Origin of the sequence: Martelella endophytica (genome assembly GCF_000960975.1) — a bacterium.
Taxonomy (GTDB): Bacteria; Pseudomonadota; Alphaproteobacteria; order Rhizobiales; family Rhizobiaceae; genus Martelella; species Martelella endophytica.
Window position 1 is genome coordinate 1,092,037 of record NZ_CP010803.1, and the last position, 19,800, is coordinate 1,111,836.

A 19,800-nucleotide genomic window follows, 5' to 3' on the forward strand; every position below is an offset into this window, starting at 1 on the left:
ATTGCTGGCGGAACCGTCTCGGCAAAGCTTGGCGCCTTTACGCTGGAGGCCTATATCTGGCGGGTCACTTTCCTGCAGAATGGCGCCGCCCGGTGCGCCGGCCCTGTCTCGCTTTCATTGCGCAAAGGCATTTTTCATGACCGACTCCAACCACCGCCATTCCGAATATCCGATCGACCCGCTGTTTCTGAACCGCTGGGCGCCGCGCGCCTTTGATGGCCAGCCCATGCCGAAAGCGGACTTTCTCACCATCCTCGATGCCGCCCATTGGGCGCCCTCTTCGGGCAACGGCCAGCCATGGCGGTTCGTCTATGCGCTGCGCGGTACGGATGGCTTCGATGATGCCGTCGGGCTGCTGATGGATGGCAACCAGGTCTGGGCGGGAAATGCCTCGGCACTGGTCTTCGTCATTTCACACGCCAAGCGGAAAAGCCGGGACGGCACTCTTGTCGACAACGCAACGCATGCCTTCGACAGCGGTGCGGCCTGGATGGCGGCGGCCCTGCAGGCCAAGCTGATGGGTTACGAGACCCATGGCATGGCCGGCATCCACAAGGACAGGATCGCGGAGCATTACGGCATTCCCGCCGACTACGCGGTCAACATGGCCTTCGTCGTCGGCAAATATGGCCACAAGGAAACCCTGCCCAAACCGCTTCGCGAACGCGAGGTGCAGAGCACACGCAAGGCACTGGCCGAGGTCGCATTCGAGGGCAGTTTCACGGCGGATTGATCTCTCATTTGGCAAAACTGATCGCCATTTCCAAATTTCGCCTTGTTTGACATGAATCATCCAAGCACTTCCGATTTACACTTGAAGCCAAACCTTGGGATTTCCATATCGTGATCATCGGCGGTTTGTTTCGCCGAAGTAAAGCGAGGAAGAGACTGAGATGAACGAGACCGCATTGCTGCGTCCGGCGTGGACGCCACTTACGATCGCGCTGATGGTCGTCGGGTTTATCGTTTTCTGGCCGCTCGGGCTGGTCATGCTCGCCTACATCATCTGGGGCGATCGGCTGAACATGAACCGCAGCGAATGGAAGCGTTCCGCGGGCCGTGCGTTCGGCTCCTGCCGCCGCAGCATGAAGGATAGCATGCGACAGGCCGACGATCGTATGTCGTCGACCGGCAACGCCGCCTTCGATGAGTGGCGTCGCAGCGAGATGCAGCGCATCGACGAAGAGCGGCGCAAGCTCGACGAGATGCGTGCTGAATTCGACCGCTACACGGACGAGCTCAGGAAGGCGCGCGACCGTGAGGAATTCGACCGCTTCATGCGGGAGCGCAACAACACCGGCTTCGGCGGCACCCCTGCGCCGGAAGCATAAGAGTGAAGACACTTACGACGGTTTGACCTCCGTTAGGTTCCCGGCATTGCCTTTCCCCCAGGGCGGTGCCGGTTTTTTTGTGCGGTTTTGGCCCGGCAATGCTGGCGCAACGCCGCCAATGGCTGTACCGCTTCACTCATGAAATTCCTCAAACGACCCCGGACCGCGGAAGACAAGAGCGTGATCGAGCTTGGCGAGCGGCGCCTGCCGCTGACCGTGCGCACCAATGCGCGCGCCCGGCGGATGACGCTGAAGATCGAGCCCGGCGGACACGGCGTCAGCCTCACCGTGCCGCCGGGCCTCGCCCGCCACGAGGTCGACGGCTTCCTGCGCCGCCATCACGACTGGCTCATGGACCGCGTCGGCCGGCTAGCCGATCGCGGCATCACGGTCGAGGACGGCTGTAGCTTGCCGGTGCTTGGCGAGCCGCATGTCGTGCGCCACAGCGGCCGCCTCAGGGGCCTCACCGAAAGCCGTGTGGAGGATGGCGTGCGGGTCCTGCTTGTCAGCGGGCCGCCGGAGGCGACCGGCCGGCGTGTCGCAGAGCATCTGAAGAAAGAGGCAAAGCGCATCCTGACCGATCGCGCCGCCTTCCACGCCGCTGCCAGCGGCAAGGCCTTCAAGACGATCACCTTCAAGGATACCCGCAGCCGCTGGGGCTCGTGTTCTTCGGCCGGAAATCTCAATTTCTCGTGGCGCCTTGCCATGGCACCGCCCTATGTCATTGACTATCTTGCAGCTCATGAGGTCGCGCATCTGACGGAGATGAACCACGGGCCGCGCTTCTGGGCGCTTTGCCGCAAGCTTTGCCCGCGCACCGAGGAAGCGCGCGCCTGGCTGAAGGCCGAGGGTTCATTCCTGCATGCCGTCCGGTTCTGAGGGCCGGCAAAACGTGAAGATGAGGCGGTCGCGACTGACGCGACGATATGATAAGAAACGGACATGAAACGGCCAGACATCAAGATTTGCGGCATTTCGCGCACCGAGACCCTCGACCACGTCATCCGGCGCGGCGCGAGCCATGTGGGCTTCATCTTCTTCGAGAAGAGCCCGCGCCATGTCGAGCCTGATGTCGCCGCCGACCTGATCGCCCATGTCCGCGGCCGGGCAAAGACGGTGGCCGTCACCGTGAATGCCGATAACGACCTGCTTGAGGAAATCGTCTACGCGGCGCGCCCCGACATGCTGCAGCTCCATGGCCATGAAAGCGCCGAGCGGGTGGTGACGGTCAAGGCGCTGTTCGGCCTTCCGGTGATCAAGGCGCTTTCGGTGCGCAGCGAAGCCGACCTTGCCATGATCGAGGAATATCGCGGTGTCGCCGATCGAATGCTGCTCGATGCCAAGCCGCCGGCCGGTGCCGACCTTCCCGGCGGAAACGGCGTTACCTTTGATTGGCGCTTGCTTGAAGCCATGGACCCGACTATCCCTTATTTCCTGTCCGGCGGGCTGAATTCCGAAAATGTCGCCGAGGCGCTTGCCGTCACGGGTGCGCCAGGGCTCGACATGTCGTCTGGCGTCGAAAGCGCGCCCGGCATCAAGGACCCCGCCCGGATCGATGCCTTTTTTGATGCTGTCGAAGCGGCTCTGTCGCTGAAGACGGCCTGATGGAGAATGATCGTGAACGAGACGCCGAAACCGAATTCCTTCCGATCCGGACCTGACGACAGCGGCCTCTTCGGCATTTTCGGCGGCCGCTTCGTCGCCGAAACGCTGATGCCGCTCATCCTCGACCTTGAGGCCGAATGGGAAAAGGCGAAGAACGATCCGGCCTTCCAGGCGGAGCTCAAATCGCTCGGCAAGCACTATATCGGCCGGCCGAGCCCGATCTATTACGCCGAGCGGCTTTCCGAGCATCTCGGCGGCGCCAAGATCTATTTCAAGCGCGAGGAGCTGAACCACACCGGCTCGCACAAGATCAACAACTGCATCGGCCAGATCCTGCTCGCCAAGCGCATGGGCAAGACCCGGATCATTGCCGAGACCGGTGCCGGCCAGCACGGCGTGGCGTCTGCCACCGTCGCCGCCCGCTTCGGCCTGCCCTGCGTCGTCTACATGGGCGCCACCGATGTCGAGCGCCAGGCGCCGAACGTGTTCCGCATGAAGCTGCTTGGTGCAGAGGTGAAGCCTGTGACGGCCGGCCACGGCACGCTGAAGGACGCGATGAACGAGGCGTTGCGCGACTGGGTCACCAATGTCGAGGACACCTATTACCTGATCGGCACGGCCGCCGGCCCGCATCCCTATCCGGAAATGGTGCGCGACTTCCAGTCGGTGATCGGCACGGAAGCCCGCGAACAGATCCTCGAGGCCGAAGGCCGGCTGCCGGATCTCGTCATCGCTGCCGTGGGCGGCGGTTCGAACGCGATCGGCATCTTCCATCCCTTCCTCGATGACGCCGATGTCAAGATCGTCGGTGTCGAGGCCGGCGGGCGCGGGCTCAATGGCGAGGAACACTGCGCCTCGCTGACGGCCGGCTCGCCTGGCGTGCTGCATGGCAACCGCACCTATCTGCTGCAGAACGAGGACGGCCAGATCAAGGAAGGTCACTCGATTTCGGCCGGCCTCGACTATCCGGGCATCGGCCCGGAGCACTCCTGGCTCAACGATATCGGTCGCGTCGACTATGTGCCGATCCTCGACGACGAGGCGCTGGAGGCATTCCAGCTGATGACGAGGCTCGAAGGCATCATTCCGGCGCTTGAGGCAAGCCACGCGATCGCCGAAATCGTCAAGCGCGCGCCGCAGATGGGCAAGGACGAGATCATCCTCGCCAATCTTTCCGGCCGCGGCGACAAGGACGTGCATACCGTGGGCAAGCTTCTCGGCATGGAGATGTAAGCATGTCGCGGGAGGAAACCATCGAGGAGATGGCCGAACTCGCGGAAGCGCTGTTCGAAATCATCGAGGAAGAAGACGGCACCAAGGACGAGCTCAGGCGCGCCGTGATCGAGGGGCTGGCGCATCAGAACCTGTTCAATATCGAGCTTGTCGCCGCGCTGAACACGCTCGCATCCGGTGGCAACGCCACGGCCGAGATCGACAGCCTCGTCCTGAACATGAAGGCGGTGCACAAGTCGCTGGTCAAGGCGATCACGGCCTGGTCGGAAGCAGACGAGTAGACGGAATTCGCATCGAAGATGCCACGGAGTTGAGTATGACCGAACGTATGGAAAAACGCTTTGCCGCATTGAAGGCCGAGGGCCGGCCGGCGCTGATCACCTATTTCATGGGCGGCGATCCGGATTTCGACACCTCGCTTCAGATCATGAAGGCGCTGCCAAAGGCGGGCGCGGATGTGATCGAGCTTGGCATGCCATTTTCCGATCCGATGGCAGATGGCCCCGCGATCCAGATGGCCGGCCTGAGGGCACTGAAGGGTGGCCAGACGCTGGTGAAGACCCTCGACCTCGCCCGGCAATTCCGCAAGACCGACGCCGATACGCCGATCGTGATGATGGGCTATTACAATCCGATCTATATCCATGGCGTCGACGCCTTCATCGAAGATGCGCTCGATGCCGGCATTGACGGCCTGATCATCGTCGACCTGCCGCCGGAGATGGATGAGGAACTCTGCACCCCGGCGCTGGCCAAGGGCCTGAACTTCATTCGCCTGGCCACGCCGACGACGGATGAAAAGCGCCTGCCGACGGTGCTGAACAATACGTCGGGCTTCGTCTACTATGTCTCGATGAACGGCATCACCGGCTCGGCGCTGCCGGATACCTCGAAGATCGGCGCCGCTGTCGCCCGCATCAAGGCGCATACGGACCTGCCGGTCTGCGTCGGCTTTGGCGTCAAGACGGCGGAGCATGCGCGCATCATCGGCGCGGCGGCCGATGGCGTTGTTGTCGGTACCGCGGTGGTCAACCAGATTGCCGGCAGCCTCGATGCGAACGGCAAGGGCGGCAAGGACACGGTTGATGCGGTGGCCACTTTCGTGCGTGGGCTCTCGAGTGGCGTGCGTGACGCCCGGCTTGCGGCGGCGGAGTAAATCTGGCACACGGCAGGCCATTGATGCACGGCGGCGGGGATCCCGCTGTCGCGTGCGTAGATAAAAGAAGCATTTCCGTCGCGAGACGGCAAAGCAGGAGGTTCTTTTGGTGAACTGGATTACAAATTACGTTCGGCCGCGGATCAATTCCATGTTCGGCCGCCGTGAGGTTCCCGAGAATTTGTGGATCAAGTGCCCCGAGACAGGGGCCATGGTGTTTCACACGGACCTCGAGGAAAACAAGTGGGTCATCCCCTCCTCCGGCTTCCATATGAAGATGCCGGCGCGCGCGCGGCTTGCCGATCTCTTCGATGGCGGCGTCTACGAGGACCTGCCGCAGCCGAAGGTGGCGCAGGACCCGCTGAAGTTCCGCGATTCCAAGAAATATGCCGACCGTCTGAAGGAAAATCGGGCGAAGACCGACCAGGAAGACACGATCATCGCCGGCATCGGCGAATTGCAGGGTCTGAAACTCGTCGGCGTCGTCCATGAGTTCAAGTTTCTCGGTGGTTCGCTGGGCATGGCTGCCGGCGAGGCGATCATCCAGGCCTTCGACCGTGCGCTTGCCGAAAAATGCCCTCTGGTGATCTTCCCGGCATCGGGCGGCGCGCGCATGCAAGAAGGCATCCTGTCGCTGATGCAGATGCCGCGCGTGACCGTGATGGTGGAAATGATGCGCGAGGCGAGCCTGCCCTATATCGTCGTGCTCACCAATCCGACAACGGGCGGCGTTTCCGCTTCCTACGCGATGCTGGGTGATCTGCACATTGCCGAACCCGGCGCGGAGATCGGCTTTGCCGGCCGCCGTGTCATCGAGCAGACGATCCGCGAACAGCTTCCGGACGGCTTCCAGACGGCGGAATATCTCCTCGACCACGGCATGGTCGACATGGTGGTCAAGCGTCACGATATCCCCGCCACGCTGGCGCGGGTGCTGAAGATCATGACCGGCGTGCCCGGCACGGCCGCCAGCGCACTGCTTGAGCCGCCGCATCACCCGGTCCCGGCGGAAGCGGGCGCCGAAGTGCCCGCCGCCCCCTGAACCGGGCCGCCCTTCCCGGCTGCCGGCGGCGTTCCGGCAGCAAGAAACCACGCAACGCCGGATAGCCGGGCGCCGGCAGCCCGGGCCACACGGCCCGGCGAAAGTGCCGCAGCAGATCAGCGGCGCTGCCTCGCGCCCGGAAACTGGAAACACCATGCCTGACCAATCATTCGGCGCCGCCGAGCGGGTCATCGAACACCTGCTTCAGCTCCATCCCAAGGGCATCGACCTTTCGCTCGACAGGATCGCCGTGCTCCTTGCCAAGCTCGGCAATCCGCATCTGTCGCTGCCGCCCGTTATCCACATTGCGGGCACCAACGGCAAGGGCTCGGCAAGCGCCTTTTCGCGCGCGCTGCTGGAGGCGGCGGGGCTGTCCGTTCATGTCCATTCCTCCCCCCACCTCGTCCACTGGCACGAGCGCTTCCGCATCGGTGGGCCCGGCGGCGCCAGCGCTTTTGTCGATGATGCTCTCCTCGCCGAAACCCTGCGCCGTGTCGAAGCGGCGAATGCCGGTGTCAAGGCGACGGTGTTCGAGCTGCTGACGGCCGCGGCCTTCGTGCTGTTTGCCGATATTCCAGCCGACGCGGTCATTCTCGAAGTCGGCCTCGGTGGCCGTTTCGACGCGACCAACATCATCGAAAAGCCCGCGGTTTCGGTCGTCATGCCGATCTCGCTCGATCATCAGGCCTATCTCGGCGACAAGGTCGAGCTGATTGCCGCGGAAAAGGCGGGGATCATGAAACCTGGCGTGCCGGTGGTCATCGGCCAGCAGGATTTTGAGGCTGCCGAAGAGGTGCTGATTGCCACCGCCGACCGGCTCGGCTGTCCGCTGCATCTCTACGGGCAGGATTTTTCCGCGCATGAGGAGCATGGCCGGCTGGTCTATCAGGATGGCGATGGCCTGCTCGATCTGCCGCTGCCGGCCCTGCCCGGTCGCCACCAGTATGCCAATGCGGCGGCGGCGATCGCGGCGGTCAAGGCTGCCGGATTTTCGGTCGACGAGCATGCTGTCGAACAGGCGATGCTGAACGTGTTCTGGCCGGCGCGCCTGCAGCGTCTGACCAGCGGAGAACTGGTGCAGCTTGCGCCGATCGGCTCCGAGATGTGGGTCGACGGCGGGCACAATCCCGGTGCCGGCGAGGTCATCGCCGAGGCGCTGGCGGGGTTCGAAGAACGCGATCCGCGGCCGCTCTTCCTGATCATCGGCATGATCAACACCAAGGATCCGTTCGGCTTCTTCGAGCATTTCGCCGGTCTCGCCCACTATGTCTACTGCGCCCCGATCCGGGGAACGGAAGCCACCATCGACCCGGTGGCGCTTGCGTCCTCCGCGGCCGATGCAGGGCTTTCGGCCGAGCCTGTGTCTTCGATTTCGGAAGCGCTCGAAGCCATCGCCTTCCGGCTGAAACCCGATCAGCCGGCCCCGCGCATCCTGATCGGCGGCTCGCTCTATTTTGCGGGAAATGCGCTGGCGGAGAACGGCACACCGCCGCTTTGATAGGCAGGCGTTCGGCCTCATGTGATGTTTCTGCATGGCTGCGTTGTGGCAAACGGCATTTCTGAATAGAAAGCAGTCCCTTATATACGTCTTGCAACAGATGGTTACAGGAGCAAGACAATGGCTGCACATCGCAACGACCCGAACTTCGCCGGACAAACCCGTTCGCGCAACCCGATCGCCCGTTTCTCGCGTGGCGTTACCGATTTCTTCGATACCTACAACGAAGTCGTCGCAGAAGCCCGCAAGCGGTATCCCAACAGCTTCAAGTAAGTTTGCGGTAGCGGAAGAGGCCCAGGCCCCCGCGACCGACCCGATGTCCTTCCGTGCCCGGCCGCATGCGCGCCGGGCTTTGTGTTTTCTGAACGCTCTTCCACCCTGAAGACCGTGGTGTCGTGTAGGCGAATGCCGCCCTGACGCTCGGATCTGGCCATTGCCGATCGAAAAAGACCGGCTGGTGGGTGCCAGCCGGGTCTTCTGTTTTCGGATCGAAGGCCGCTTTGAAACCGCTTCGGACTCAGTTCGGCGGGTTTTCGAACTGCAGGCGGTGAAACTGGCCGAGCCAGGTTTCCGTCAGCGGCTTGCCGTCCTGATCGAGATAAGCGCGCACGTCGATCGTGTCGGCGGTATCGTCGAATTTCAGGTCGTAGGTCAGCCGCCAGTCGTCGGTGCCGACGATCGGCATGGCATAGGCGTTGATCAGCTCGGCGCCGGCGCCGACCGAGATGTTGGGCTTCACGTCATCATCTACCGTAAGGCCCTTGACCGCCCGGCCGGAGAAATCGACGACGACCTTGACCTGATCGCGCGGACGCGGCTGGCCCGGCACGCCGCCGCGGCCGACGCGGCTGGCGATGGTTTCGGCCAGTTCGGCGTTCGGCGGGGCGGTCTCGACCCAGTTCAGCGTGTAGGAGAAGTCGCGTTCGTCGCCGGCTTCGGGAAGATCCTCCGGCAGCCAATAGGCAACGATGTTGTCGTAGATCTCGTCGTCGGAGGGCAGCTCCACGAGCTGGACCATACCCTTGCCCCAGTCACCTTCCGGAACGACCCAGGCTGATGAGCGCTTGTTGTAGAACACGCCGTCATCCTGATAGTGGTCGAAATTGCGGTCGCGCTGGATCAGGCCGAAACCCTTCGGGTTTTCGTCGTAGAAGCTCGAGGTAACGACGCGGTCGGGATTGTTGAGCGGACGCCAGATCTGCTCGCCGGAACCGGTGACCACTTCGAGACCGTCGCTGTCATGCACCTCCGGGCGCCAGTCGAAGGCCATGTTGCGGTGGGTCTCGGAATACCAGTACATCGAGGTCAGCGGCGCGATACCGAGACGCTCGACGGCCTCGCGGAAGAACAGCTTGCTCTTGATATGCAGCACCTGGCCTTCGCCATCGGTGTTTTCGGCCTCGATCCGGTAGGCGCCGGCAACGCTCGGACTGTCGAGCAGCGCGTAGATGACGATGTTGTCGCCGGGCTTGTCGTCCTCTTCGAGATAAAAGGCGGTGAAGCGCGGGAATTCCTCGGGCGTCGAAAGTCCGGTATCGACGGCCAGCGCGCGGGCTGAGAGGCCATACTGCTTGTCCGGACCGTCGGTACGAAAGTAACTCGCGCCGAGGAAGGAGATCCAGTCGGTTTTCATGTCCGGCCGCATCACCCGGAAACCGGCCCAGCCGGCGAAATCCTCGACCGCCTTTGCGGGGCTGTCTTCCGGCATGGTGAAGTAATCGGCGTTATAGAGTACCTCGCGGGCTTCGCCGTCCTTCACGAGGTTGATGGTCACCGGCTCCTTGAAATAGCGGCCCTGGTGGAAGAATTGCACGGGCGCCCCGCCGACATCGACGGTGTGTTCCTTGCGGAACACGATCTTCCAGTGCGCGTCATAGTCGATCTTGTCGAACAGCTCCGGCGACTGCACGGGATAAGGCTCGAACGGTTCTTTCGACATCGCCTTGGCCTTGTCGGCGAGCGTGTCGAAGGAGAACGGCTCGGCCGGTCCGAGCGCGGGCTCGAAGTTCTGGGCTGCGGCGGGAGCCGCGATCAGTGTCGCGAGAAGAACGGGGGCGAGACGGCGGAGAAGGGCGGGCGAAACGGAACGAATCGTCATCGGGCGGGGAACTCCGGATTTGCCATGGTGAGTCTGAATGCTTCAACGCGGCAGAGGGTCCAAAGTTCCCCTCCTCTCCGCAAAATCGTTGAAGCCCGCGAAAACGCGGGCTTCGGTATGCGGAAGACGGGTCTGGCCTTAGCTGACGGCGCCGGAAATCCAGCTCGAAAGCGCGGTCTTGGGGGCGGCGCCGACCTTGACGTCGGCAAGCTCGCCACCCTTGAACATTGCGAGCATCGGGATGGAGCGGACGCCGTACTGGACCGCAAGATCCGGATTGTCATCGACATTGACCTTGGCGATCTTGACCTTGCCGCCCATTTCCTCGGCGATTTCTTCCAGGCTCGGACCGATCATCCGGCACGGGCCGCACCATTCGGCCCAGAAATCGACCACGACGGGTTCGGCGGATTCAAGCACTTCCTGCTTGAAGTTGGCGGTATTGACCTTGACTGTCGTCATGTTGCGCTCCTTGGCAAATGCGAGAGCATGACCGATGTGCGGAGATACTTTCGCAATATCGTAGATTTGGCATCCATGTGAGCATGGCTGGCGGAAAAATCAATGGCGATGGTTTCACTTTGTGGTCAGGCCCGCAAGGGCCTCGGCCAGTTCCGTCGTGTCAAGGCGTCTGACAGCCGCCGTTTCGGTATAGACCAGAACGCAGTCGATCGCCTTCTCCGGATAGAGCGGGTTCAGGATCTCGCGATAGACCGCCATCTGGGCGGCATGGCTGAAGGGCACCGGCGCGCCGTCTTCCGGCGGGTTGCGGTTGGTCTTGAAATCGACCAGCACCACGCGGTTGCCGTCCACCGCCAGACGGTCGAGACGGCCGGAAACCGTGTAGCTGCCACCCTCGAGGCGCACCGTGCCGGTGATCGAGACCTCGGCGCGGGCATTCGCTGCGAACACGGATGCAAGACGTGGGTCCGCCATCACCGTGAGCACGCTTGCCGCTATGCGAGCCGTCTCGTCTTCCGGCAGATGATGGCCGGCGCGCTCGAGATAGCGCCGGCAGGCGCCGTCGCGGTCTTCCGGTGCAAAGCCCGGCAGGAGCTGCAGCAGCCGGTGGACGAGACGGCCGCGCTCGAGTGCCAGATTGGTCCTGCGCTCGGCAAAGAGCGGCGAGGCGGTGAGCGGAGCGGGGTCTTCCACCTCGATGCCGGCCTTGGAGGGGCTGAGCGGCGGGGCGGGACGAGCGGCCTCGCGGTAGGCCTCCGTCAACGCCATCGGCAGCGGCGGGCGGGCCTTGCCGGATGAGGTGGCCTCGCTTGCAGGCTCGAACCGGCGCGGCGGGATCTTCTCCTGCCACAAGAGCCCCGCCCATTGTTCTTCGCCCGGTCCCATCACCTCGACTGTGTCGCAACGGCCTGTATCGTCGGCCGAAAGTGCACTCCAGACCAGCCTGTGCCAGCAATCCGGCACCTCGGTCTTGCCGCGATAGCCGGTGACGAACAGGCGATCGGCCGCGCGCGTCATCGCCACGTAGAGAAGCCGACGATATTCCTCCTTCGCCTCCTCCTCGCGCCGGGCGATATCGGCGGTCACGGCGCTGTCGCCGTCCTTCTTCGAGCCGTGCCAGACCGGCAGGCCCGCCTCCATCGTCCGGAAGCCGGAAAGATGGCTTGCGACAAACGGCCGGCCGCCGCTGTCGACCAGAAACACCACCGGCGCTTCCAGTCCCTTGGAGGCATGCACGGTCATGATCCTGACCTCGTTGCGGCCCTTGTCCTGCTCGCGCTTGACCTCCAGCCCGCCGGTTTCCAGCACGTCGAGGAAACTCTGGAGACCCGGCAGGCCGGTGTCCTCGTGGTCCTTGGCCGCGTTCAGGAACTCATCGAGAATGTCGCCGGCCTCGCTGCCGAGCCGGGCGAGAAAGGCCCGCCGGCCGCCCTCGCGCGCCAGAATGCCGGCATAGAAGTCGAACGCCGTGCGGCGGCGGGCGGCGGCGATGACGCGTTCGAGCTTTTCGACGGCATCGCGAAGTTTTTCGTCACCGGCAGAAGCAAGCCGACGGAGCGCCGACCAGACATGCTCGAATGGCTTGCGGTTTGCCGCAACGGCGAAGAGATCGTCCTCGGAAAGGTCGAGCAGCGGGCTCTTGAACACCGCCGCCAGCGACAGGTCGTCCTCCGGCAGCACGGCAAAGCGGCCAAGGGCCATCAGGTCCTTCACCGCGATATGGTCAGCCAGTTTCAGCCGGTCGGCGCCGGCGACGGGAATGTCGTAAGGTGATTTCAGCGCCCGCGTGAGAGCATTGACGAAGGCATCGCGCTTCCTGACCAGCACCAGAATGTCGCCGGCCTCCACCGGCCGTTCGCGGTCGCCCTCGACCAGCATGTCATTGCCGATCATCCGCGAAATGCGTTGCGCGATGCGCCGGGCAAGGATGGCGGCGGGCGCCTGTTCCGGCGTCGCGTCGAAAGGCGCGGTCCAGTCCTCCTCGTCGACGACCTCGGCCGGCGCGATCATCTCCCAGGCTTCCACCATGCCCGGATGGCCCGTGCGGTTGGAGATGTGCACCGTCGCTTCATCCGCCGCGGAAAGCCCCTTGCGGTTTTCCGGCAGGGAAAACACCTGATCAACGGCCGACAGCACCGAGGCCGTCGAGCGGAAGGAAAGCGGCAGGCTGATTGTCGAGAAACCGGCCTCGATGGAGGTAACACGCTGACGCGTCAGCCGGCCCTCCTCGGCGAAGCGTTCCGGCCGCGCGCCCTGGAAGGAATAGATCGACTGCTTTTCATCGCCGACGGCAAACATGGTGCGCTGGCCGGGCCTTGCGCCCGCACCACTGAAAAAGTCCTCGCTCAGCGCCCTGACCACGTCCCATTGCAGCGGCGCGGTGTCCTGCGCCTCGTCGACGAGAATGTGGTCGATGCCCTGATCGAGCTTGTAGTGGATCCACTGGCCGGAATCCGGCCGTGTCAGCAGCGTTGCGGTGCGGGCGATCAGATCCTCGAAATCGAGCTTGCCGCGCCGTTCCTTCAGCGCTTCGTAACGGGCATCGAGCCGGTCGGCGAGCGTCAGTGCGGCACGTGTCTTTTCGAAGATGCGGAAGCGGTTCAGCCGGTCGCGGATGTCGTAGATGCGGGCTGCGGCGGCCAGCACCGCCTCACCGATCTCGGGTGCCTTGATCCTCAACGACTTGAACACCAGCGTCGACTCCGCCTTGGGTGTTCCAGAAGCCGTCAGGAAGGCATTTTCCAGCAAGCCGAAGCGCGCGACAGCATCCGTTGCTTCGACGGCCTGCTGCAAAAGATCGGCAAAGCCGGCCGCGCGCGAACCGCCGTCGTCGCGGGCGATGGTGACGAGCGGACCGAGACTTTCAAGCCCCGGCAGCGGCCAGGCCTCCGCAGCGATGCTTGCTTCGTCGTCGCCTTCGCCGAAACCATAGGCGCTTCGCAAGGCCGTCTCGATCCCGCCCTTGCGCCGCGCCTCGGTCAGGAACGGGCGGATGGCGTGGCGGGCGGCGACGATTTCACCGAGAAGTTTTTCCAGACCCGTCTCGTCGGCGATATCCAGCACGGTCTGGAAGGCATCGGAAAGGGCGGGATCCTCGCGGCTTGCCGTCGCCGTCAGAAGCTGCCGGCGGGCATCGGCCAGAAGCGTGGCGGCGGCGGTGTCGTCGAGCACCGAGAAGTGCCCGGCGACATTGGCCTCCAGCGGAAACCGGTGCAGCAGGCTTTCGCAGAAGGCGTGAATGGTCTGGATCTTCAGCCCGCCGGGCGTTTCCAGTGCATGGGCGAACAGCCGCCGCGCCATGGCGATCTTCAGCGCATCCGGCCGCGCGCCCTCGATCTCCGCGATCTCGGCGGTGAGTTCGGCCTCGGGCAGCACAGCCCATTCGGCAAGCCGGCGGAAGACGCGGTTCGACATCTCCGATGCCGCCGCCTTGGTATAGGTGAGGCAGAGGATCGCCGAGGGCCGCGCGCCGGCAAGCAGCAGCCGCACCACGCGCTGGGTCAGCACATGGGTCTTGCCGGAGCCGGCATTGGCGGAAACCCAGACGGTGCGGGCGGGATCCGAGGCAAGTCGCTGGCGCCCGGTGGTCCAGGACAGCCAGCCCTCTGCCGGGGCGGAGAGCGTCGGTTCGTCAGTCATCGCCGCCCTCCCCGTTATCGTCCGCCGTCGACCATTCGGCGACGCGGGCAAGGTGGTCATATTCGCCGGAGAAATCGCGCGCGCTCGCCGGGATCAGCCGCGAGGCAAACGGCCGCTTGCCGGTCTTCAGCGCGGTAACGAAGCGGGTGAATTCCCGAAGCGCGTCGCTTGCCAGTTCTTCCGCCGTGATCGCCGCCTCCTTCTTGGTCTCAGCCTTTTCCAGCGCATCGACGCCAAAGCGGTGGCCGGGCCTCAGCCGCACATACTTGAGGCTTTTCGTTTCAAGCGCCGGGACGTCCTTGAAGGCGCCGGCGGCAAGCGCTGCCGCCTCCAGCGGCAATTGCGGCTCCAGCAGGGTGCGGGCCTGATTGAGCGAAGGCGAGAGACCGGTCTTGTAATCGATGATTTCGGCGGTGCCGTCTTCCAGAATATCGATCCGGTCGGCTATGCCGGTCAGCCGGATCTCGGCAAGCGGCATGTCGAAACCGCCGGCCTTTTCGGTCAGCACCGTTTCGATCGGCGTGGTCGCCCGCCGGTTCGCCTCGAAACGCAGGAATTCGGCGGCCACCGATCTCAGTCGCGGCACCCAGCTCAGCGCCAGATGCGGCGGCAGCTCGGCTTCGAGCAGCAGGCCGGCGAGGATCTCCTCCATCGCCTGCCGTCCCTCCTCCGTTGCCGCATCGGCGCCGGACTTCAGGAAACGCTCGGCCAGCGCGTGATAGAGAATGCCGCGCTCCTTGATCGCCGGATCGGTGTTGAAGGGGGAAAGCGGATCGAGCTTCAGCACCTTCTGGGCATAGAGCGCGTAAGGATCGCGCCTCAGCCGCCCGATCTCGGAGAAGGAATAGCGTTCCGGTTGGCTTTCGGCTGGCGGAAAGGGCTCCGGCCGGCCGGGAATGGCGGTGCGCGGCCCCTCGTCCAGCGCATCGGCCCAGCCGAGCATGATATCGCCGCGCGCCTTGAGGCCTTTTGCAAGCGCCGGGCCGCCGAAGGCCAGAAGCCGCTGCAGCCAGCGGCTGGCGACCGTTGGTGCCGATCCCTGTCTCAGCGCCCGCGACAGGATGAGGCGCGGGGCGCCTGCCGCCATGGTCAAGTCGTGGGCAAGCTGGCCGGTGCGTTTCTCCGGCGGCTCCAGCCCGATCTCCGCCTTCATGCCGCGCGACAGGAACGGATTGTTTTTCGGCTGCGTCGGCCACACACCCTCGTTCAGCCCGCCAATGACGATCGTGTCGGCATCCTGCAGCCGCGCTTCGACCGCGCCGAAGATGAAGACGCGCGGATTGCCCATCTGCCGGGGCTTGACCGCTTCCGAAGCCGTCAGCGCCGCAACGATGTCGATCCATTGCGGCCCGTCTGCCTCGATCGGCGTCTCGGAGGCCATGGTTTCGGAAAGCACCGTCGCCAGCCCTTCCCCCGCCTCGCCCGACCAGAGGGCGGAAAGGTCGCCGGCATCGTCGATGGCAACAGCCTCCAGCGCCCGGCCGGTGCGCTCGGCCCAGCCGGAAAGCGGATGGCTTTCGGTGAGCGGCGGCTGGTCCGGCCCGCGGGCGACATGGGTCTCGGTGAGGCTTGAAAGCGCGGCATCGATACGCGCGACAAGATCGCGGGCGGCTTCGGCGGCATCGCGTGGCAGGGCGTTTCGCCAGTGCGGCGGGTGGCGATCGTCCTTCTGGGCTTCCAGCGCGTTGTCGAGGAAAGTCGAAAGGTGGCCGTAATCGACAGGCCTAGTTCCGCCCCTCAGCGCAATCAGCTCGAAGGCGGCGCTTGCGGCGCGCATCTTGCGGGCGGAAAGGCCGAAACGGGCGAGCGGATGTTTCAGCAGTGCCGCCAGCACGGCCGGATCGCCGGGCTTCAGCGCTGCCTCCAGCATCAGCGTCGCCAGCGTCCCCTGCGGCGTCGCGCCAAGCGGCGTACCGGCGGAATCGTCGGCCTCGATCGAAAAACGGTGGAGTTCGGCGGCAACCCGGCGGGCAAGGTTGCGGTCGGGGGTGATGAGGGCGGCGCGCGACGGCCGGCCATCCTCCGCCGGCTCTTCGAGCGCCAGCCTGAGCGCTGCGGCGATTGCCACCGCCTCCTGCCGCTCATTGGCCGCCTCCATCAGCGAGACGTCAGCAAAACCGTCGGCAAAGTCGGCTTCGGCGATAGCCTCGCGCCAGCTTTCCCAGCGGTCGGTGGCATCCGCCGGGGCAAAGGCGGCGGCGAAGATTCTTGCGCGGGCCTCAAGCGCCGGTGCGGCGCTGGCAAGCGTCGCGAAATCCTCCCGCGTCAGCGCCATGCGCTGCAGCAGGCGGGCCATTTCATATTGCGGATGGCTGCGGATCGAGGGGTCGGGCATCGAGGGCACGGCATCGGCCAGCGTCAGTGCCTGCCAGTCTTCCTCCGGCATCGCGGCATCGAGGCCCGGCAGTACGATGACCCCTTGCGGCAAGCCGGCCACCGCCGCGATCAGTTCCGCCATCGCCGGAACCGAGCCGGTGGAACCGGCGATGATCACGGGGGCGGCGCCGGCATAGGCGGCGAGCTTTTCGGCCTCGTTGGAAAGCAGCGCATTGCGGTGGGCGATGGCGGATGAGCGGCCGATCTCGTCGAGCCGACCCGGCCAGTAGAAGGCCGCGATCTGGAGGAACTCGGCGGTGAGTTGCCACCATGCCGCATAATTCTCCTGTTCAAGGTTTGCGAGCTTGTCCCAGTCGACCCGCTCCGTCTCCATCGCGTCGATCAGCTCGGCAAGATCGCGGGCAAGCCACACGGCATCGGCCGGGCTTGCGGGCGCGACCAGAGGCGCGCCGTCGTGGAGAGCGGAAAGGGCATCGGAGAGCCGGTTGCGCCAGGGCAGGATCAGGCCGGCAAGCTCAAGAAGTCGCGGCACGGGCTCGATCGGCGGCAGGCCTTCCGCCGTTTCCGGCAGGAGATCCTCGAAAAAGCTCTCGTCCTCGTCGGTTTCGCCCAGCGCCCGGATTTCGGGCAGGATCGCCGCCTCACCGCCCAGAAGGGCTGCGAATTCGGCGCGCAGCACGCGCACCGCACGCCGCGTCGGCAGGAATATCGTCACATCGGCAAGCGAAAGCGGGCTCTTCGGATCGTGCCGGAAATGGCCGGTGAGCCGCCCGTCGATCAGCGCTGCGGCCAGCGTCTGCAGAAACGGCGCACCGGGCGGTATCGTCCACAATTCTGCAGCGGCCACGGCTCAGCTCCCTCGGATGATTCCCCTCAGGTTTTACGTGTCGAGGCAGGCCTTCGCAAGCGGTGCGCTTGATCTCGGATTAACCATGTTTTCACGTGAAACATTGCTTACGCAAGTGGCACCCACGGCGCCGGCATTTCGCTGGTCTTCTCGGCGGCCTTGCAGATATCGGCGATCACGCAGGCCGGGCAGTCGGGCTTGCGGGCCTTGCAGACATAGCGGCCGTGCAGGATCAGCCAGTGGTGGGCATGGAACAGATATTCCGGCGGGATGATCTTTTCGAGCTTCGCCTCCACCGCGTCCGGCGTCTTGCCGGGGGCGAGGCCCAGGCGGTTGGCGATGCGGAAGATGTGGGTATCGACCGCGATCGTCGCTTCGCCGAAGGCCATCGACATCACCACGTTTGCGGTCTTGCGGCCGACGCCCGGCAGGCTCACCAGCGCTTCGCGGGAGCGGGGTACCTCGCCACCGAATTCGGCGATCAGCTTCTGGCTGAGCGCGATGACGTTCTTGGCCTTGTTGCGGTAGAGCCCGATGGTCTTGATATAGGAGATCAGCCGCTCCTCGCCGAGATTCACCATCTTTCCCGGCGTATCGGCAACGGCGAACAGCGCCCGCGTCGCCTTGTTGACGCCGACATCGGTGGCCTGCGCCGAAAGCGCCACGGCGACCAGAAGCGTGAAGGGGTTGGTGTGCTCGAGCTCGCCCTTCGGCTCCGGACGCTGGATGGAGAAGCGCCGGAAGATCTCGCGGATCTCGTCTTCCGAATAGGCTGTAAGCCTTGCCGGGTTTGACTTTTTGCGTCTTTGGGTGCTCACTTGAGGCTTGGCTTTTGTCATTTTCATCTTAACCTGGCCCGCTCAGTCATGACCGATCTGAATGCGCTTGAAGACAAGCCGGTGTTTTCGGCTGAACTTTTCCCCCATCGTTCGCTGGGGCGCAAGGGTTTTCGCGTGTTTCTCACCCTCATTGCCCTCGGCTTTGCGCCGAACGCGCTCTGGTTTGCCGCCCATGGCGCCTGGCCGATCGCGCTTTATTGCGGGGCGACCTTTGCCGCGGTCTATGTCGCCTTCCGCGTTTCCTATCGCGCCGCACGGGCTCGCGAGCATGTCTCGGTCTCGCGGCTCAATGTCTCGGTCACCAAGGTCGCGCCGTCCGGCCGGCGGTCGGAAGCGCATTTCAATCCGTTCTGGGCGCGTTTTTCCGTCGATCGTCACGACGAATTCGGCATCACCCGGATGACGCTTGCCGGCGAAGGTCGGCGCACCGAAATGGGCGCCTTTCTGAACCCGGACGATCGCGAAAGCTTCGCAAGAGCCTTCCGGCAGGCACTGGCGACGGTGAAACAGCGCATCTGATCAGGAAACGGGTGGTTATCGCCGATAAAACGGTGCTTTCTTCGGCGATGAAGAAGGAGCGCGGAACCATGAAGCTCGACAGGATTGCCGCAGACGCAGTCGAAAACACGCCGACAGGCACGGACTACGAAACCATCAGCCGGGTGATCGCCCTCATCAGCGAGGACTATCGCGATCAGCCGGGGCTGGAGGCGATTGCGGCGCGGCTGAACATGTCACCGACGGTGCTGCAGAAGGTGTTCACCCGCTGGGCCGGGCTGTCGCCGAAGGCCTTCCTGCAGGCCGTTACCCTCGACCATGCCAAGCGGCTTCTGGGCGCGGAGCGGATGCCGTTGCTGGAAGCCTCCTATGAACTCGGCCTTTCCGGACCCGGCCGCCTGCATGATCTCTTCGTGACCCACGAGGCGATGTCGCCCGGCGAATGGAAGGCGCGCGGCGCCGGGCTCGTCATGCGCTACGGCTTTCACCCCTGCCCCTTCGGTGTCGCACTGGTCATGGTGACGGAGCGCGGTCTGGCGGGCCTCGCTTTTGCTGACACCGGCGAGGAGCAGACGGCCCTTGCCGACATGATGTCGCGCTGGCCGGAGGCGCGCTATGTCGAGGACAGCGCGATGACGGCGGGCTTTTCTCAGCGGATCTTCGATCCGGCGCGCTGGTGCGAGGACCAACCGCTGAAGGTCGTGCTGATCGGGACTGACTTTCAGGTACAGGTCTGGGAAAGCCTGCTGAAGATCCCGCTTGGGCGGGCGAAGACCTATTCCGACATCGCCGGCGAGATCGGCCGACCCTCCGCCTCGCGCGCCGTGGGTGCTGCGATCGGCCGCAATCCGATTTCCTTCGTCGTCCCGTGCCACCGTGCGCTCGGCAAGACCGGTGCGTTGACCGGTTATCACTGGGGCATCACCCGCAAGCGCGCCATGCTTGGCTGGGAAGCCGGGCAGGACTGAGGCCCGTTCAACTTTTTTGCTTCCCCCTTGAGCCGGGTCAAATGGCCTCCTAAATCGATTGATATGTTGCATTGCCGGCCGAAGCCGCACTTTGCCACTGCCGGCGACGGCGAAACGGCAAAGAGTGCGCTTGCGTCCGGCGTCGATGTTTGCAAACAGTCTCTTGGCGCCAAGCGCGCGGCTTCCTCGGCAAGGGCCGGACGCCCGCGGGAGAGGCAGAGCCGGTCGGCTGATGTCGACGGGAAAG

Annotated in this window: 17 protein-coding genes; 12 read left to right on the forward strand and 5 right to left on the reverse strand. The window is 64.4% G+C overall.

Annotated elements, in window-relative coordinates; translation table 11 throughout:
• The first annotated feature begins 136 nt into the window (after nucleotides 1–136).
• The 10 genes from TM49_RS05005 (at nucleotide 137) to TM49_RS23595 (ending at nucleotide 8,138) form a co-directional block, all read left to right on the forward strand.
• Complete coding sequence (locus TM49_RS05005) at nucleotides 137–733, forward strand: nitroreductase family protein (protein ID WP_045684790.1); 597 nt, start codon at nucleotides 137–139, stop codon at nucleotides 731–733.
• Between the two features lie 160 nt (nucleotides 734–893).
• Nucleotides 894–1,331 (forward strand): DUF2852 domain-containing protein, encoded by a 438-nt coding sequence (locus TM49_RS05010; protein WP_045679797.1) that lies wholly within the window; start codon nucleotides 894–896, stop codon nucleotides 1,329–1,331.
• 138 nt (nucleotides 1,332–1,469) lie between these two features.
• Entirely contained in the window at nucleotides 1,470–2,210 is a 741-nt protein-coding gene (locus tag TM49_RS05015) for a M48 family metallopeptidase (RefSeq protein WP_045679798.1), read from the forward strand.
• Nucleotides 2,211–2,273: 63 nt separating this feature from the next.
• A complete protein-coding gene (locus TM49_RS05020; protein ID WP_045679799.1) occupies nucleotides 2,274–2,936 on the forward strand; it encodes a phosphoribosylanthranilate isomerase in 663 nt (220 codons plus the stop codon).
• Nucleotides 2,937–2,948: 12 nt separating this feature from the next.
• Nucleotides 2,949–4,169, forward strand: a complete 1,221-nt coding sequence (gene trpB, locus TM49_RS05025; RefSeq protein WP_045684791.1) for a tryptophan synthase subunit beta — start codon at nucleotides 2,949–2,951, stop codon at nucleotides 4,167–4,169.
• A gap of 2 nt (nucleotides 4,170–4,171) precedes the next feature.
• Nucleotides 4,172–4,450, forward strand: coding sequence for a hypothetical protein (locus TM49_RS05030; RefSeq protein ID WP_045679800.1), 279 nt, complete (start codon nucleotides 4,172–4,174; stop codon nucleotides 4,448–4,450).
• A gap of 35 nt (nucleotides 4,451–4,485) precedes the next feature.
• Nucleotides 4,486–5,325: a tryptophan synthase subunit alpha gene (trpA, locus tag TM49_RS05035; protein WP_045679801.1), complete on the forward strand. Its 840-nt coding sequence runs from the start codon at nucleotides 4,486–4,488 to the stop codon at nucleotides 5,323–5,325.
• Between the two features lie 109 nt (nucleotides 5,326–5,434).
• On the forward strand, nucleotides 5,435–6,367 hold the full coding sequence (accD, locus tag TM49_RS05040) for an acetyl-CoA carboxylase, carboxyltransferase subunit beta (RefSeq protein ID WP_045684793.1): 933 nt from the start codon (nucleotides 5,435–5,437) through the stop codon (nucleotides 6,365–6,367).
• Nucleotides 6,368–6,521: 154 nt separating this feature from the next.
• Nucleotides 6,522–7,865 carry a bifunctional folylpolyglutamate synthase/dihydrofolate synthase gene (locus TM49_RS05045; RefSeq protein ID WP_045684794.1) on the forward strand — a complete coding sequence of 448 codons (1,344 nt, stop codon included), beginning with the start codon at nucleotides 6,522–6,524 and terminating at the stop codon, nucleotides 7,863–7,865.
• Nucleotides 7,866–7,985: 120 nt separating this feature from the next.
• Entirely contained in the window at nucleotides 7,986–8,138 is a 153-nt protein-coding gene (locus tag TM49_RS23595; RefSeq protein ID WP_158498602.1) for a hypothetical protein, read from the forward strand.
• A gap of 244 nt (nucleotides 8,139–8,382) precedes the next feature.
• Here TM49_RS23595 and TM49_RS05050 read toward each other — a convergent pair whose 3' ends face one another.
• The 5 genes from TM49_RS05050 to nth form a co-directional block, all read right to left on the reverse strand.
• A complete protein-coding gene (locus TM49_RS05050; protein WP_045679802.1) occupies nucleotides 8,383–9,963 on the reverse strand; it encodes an OpgD/OpgG family glucan biosynthesis protein in 1,581 nt (526 codons plus the stop codon).
• A 138-nt stretch (nucleotides 9,964–10,101) separates the two neighbouring features.
• On the reverse strand, nucleotides 10,102–10,425 hold the full coding sequence (gene trxA / locus TM49_RS05055; RefSeq protein WP_045679803.1) for a thioredoxin: 324 nt from the start codon (nucleotides 10,423–10,425) through the stop codon (nucleotides 10,102–10,104).
• Between the two features lie 114 nt (nucleotides 10,426–10,539).
• Nucleotides 10,540–14,064, reverse strand: coding sequence for a double-strand break repair helicase AddA (addA, locus tag TM49_RS05060; protein ID WP_045679804.1), 3,525 nt, complete (start codon nucleotides 14,062–14,064; stop codon nucleotides 10,540–10,542).
• Nucleotides 14,057–17,248 carry a double-strand break repair protein AddB gene (gene addB, locus TM49_RS05065; protein ID WP_045679805.1) on the reverse strand — a complete coding sequence of 1,064 codons (3,192 nt, stop codon included), beginning with the start codon at nucleotides 17,246–17,248 and terminating at the stop codon, nucleotides 14,057–14,059. Before addB ends, addA begins: the two co-directional genes overlap by 8 nt.
• A 107-nt stretch (nucleotides 17,249–17,355) precedes the next feature.
• Nucleotides 17,356–18,087, reverse strand: a complete 732-nt coding sequence (gene nth / locus TM49_RS05070; protein WP_045684796.1) for an endonuclease III — start codon at nucleotides 18,085–18,087, stop codon at nucleotides 17,356–17,358.
• A 27-nt stretch (nucleotides 18,088–18,114) separates the two neighbouring features.
• Here nth and TM49_RS05075 point away from each other — a divergent pair, with 27 nt between their 5' ends.
• Both TM49_RS05075 and TM49_RS05080 read left to right on the forward strand, forming a co-directional pair.
• The gene (locus TM49_RS05075; RefSeq protein WP_045679806.1) at nucleotides 18,115–18,606 is read left to right on the forward strand and encodes a DUF2244 domain-containing protein; all 492 of its coding nucleotides are present in this window, start codon (nucleotides 18,115–18,117) and stop codon (nucleotides 18,604–18,606) included.
• 47 nt (nucleotides 18,607–18,653) lie between these two features.
• A complete protein-coding gene (locus TM49_RS05080) occupies nucleotides 18,654–19,553 on the forward strand; it encodes a methylated-DNA--[protein]-cysteine S-methyltransferase (protein ID WP_045679807.1) in 900 nt (299 codons plus the stop codon).
• The last annotated feature ends 247 nt before the right edge of the window (nucleotides 19,554–19,800 follow it).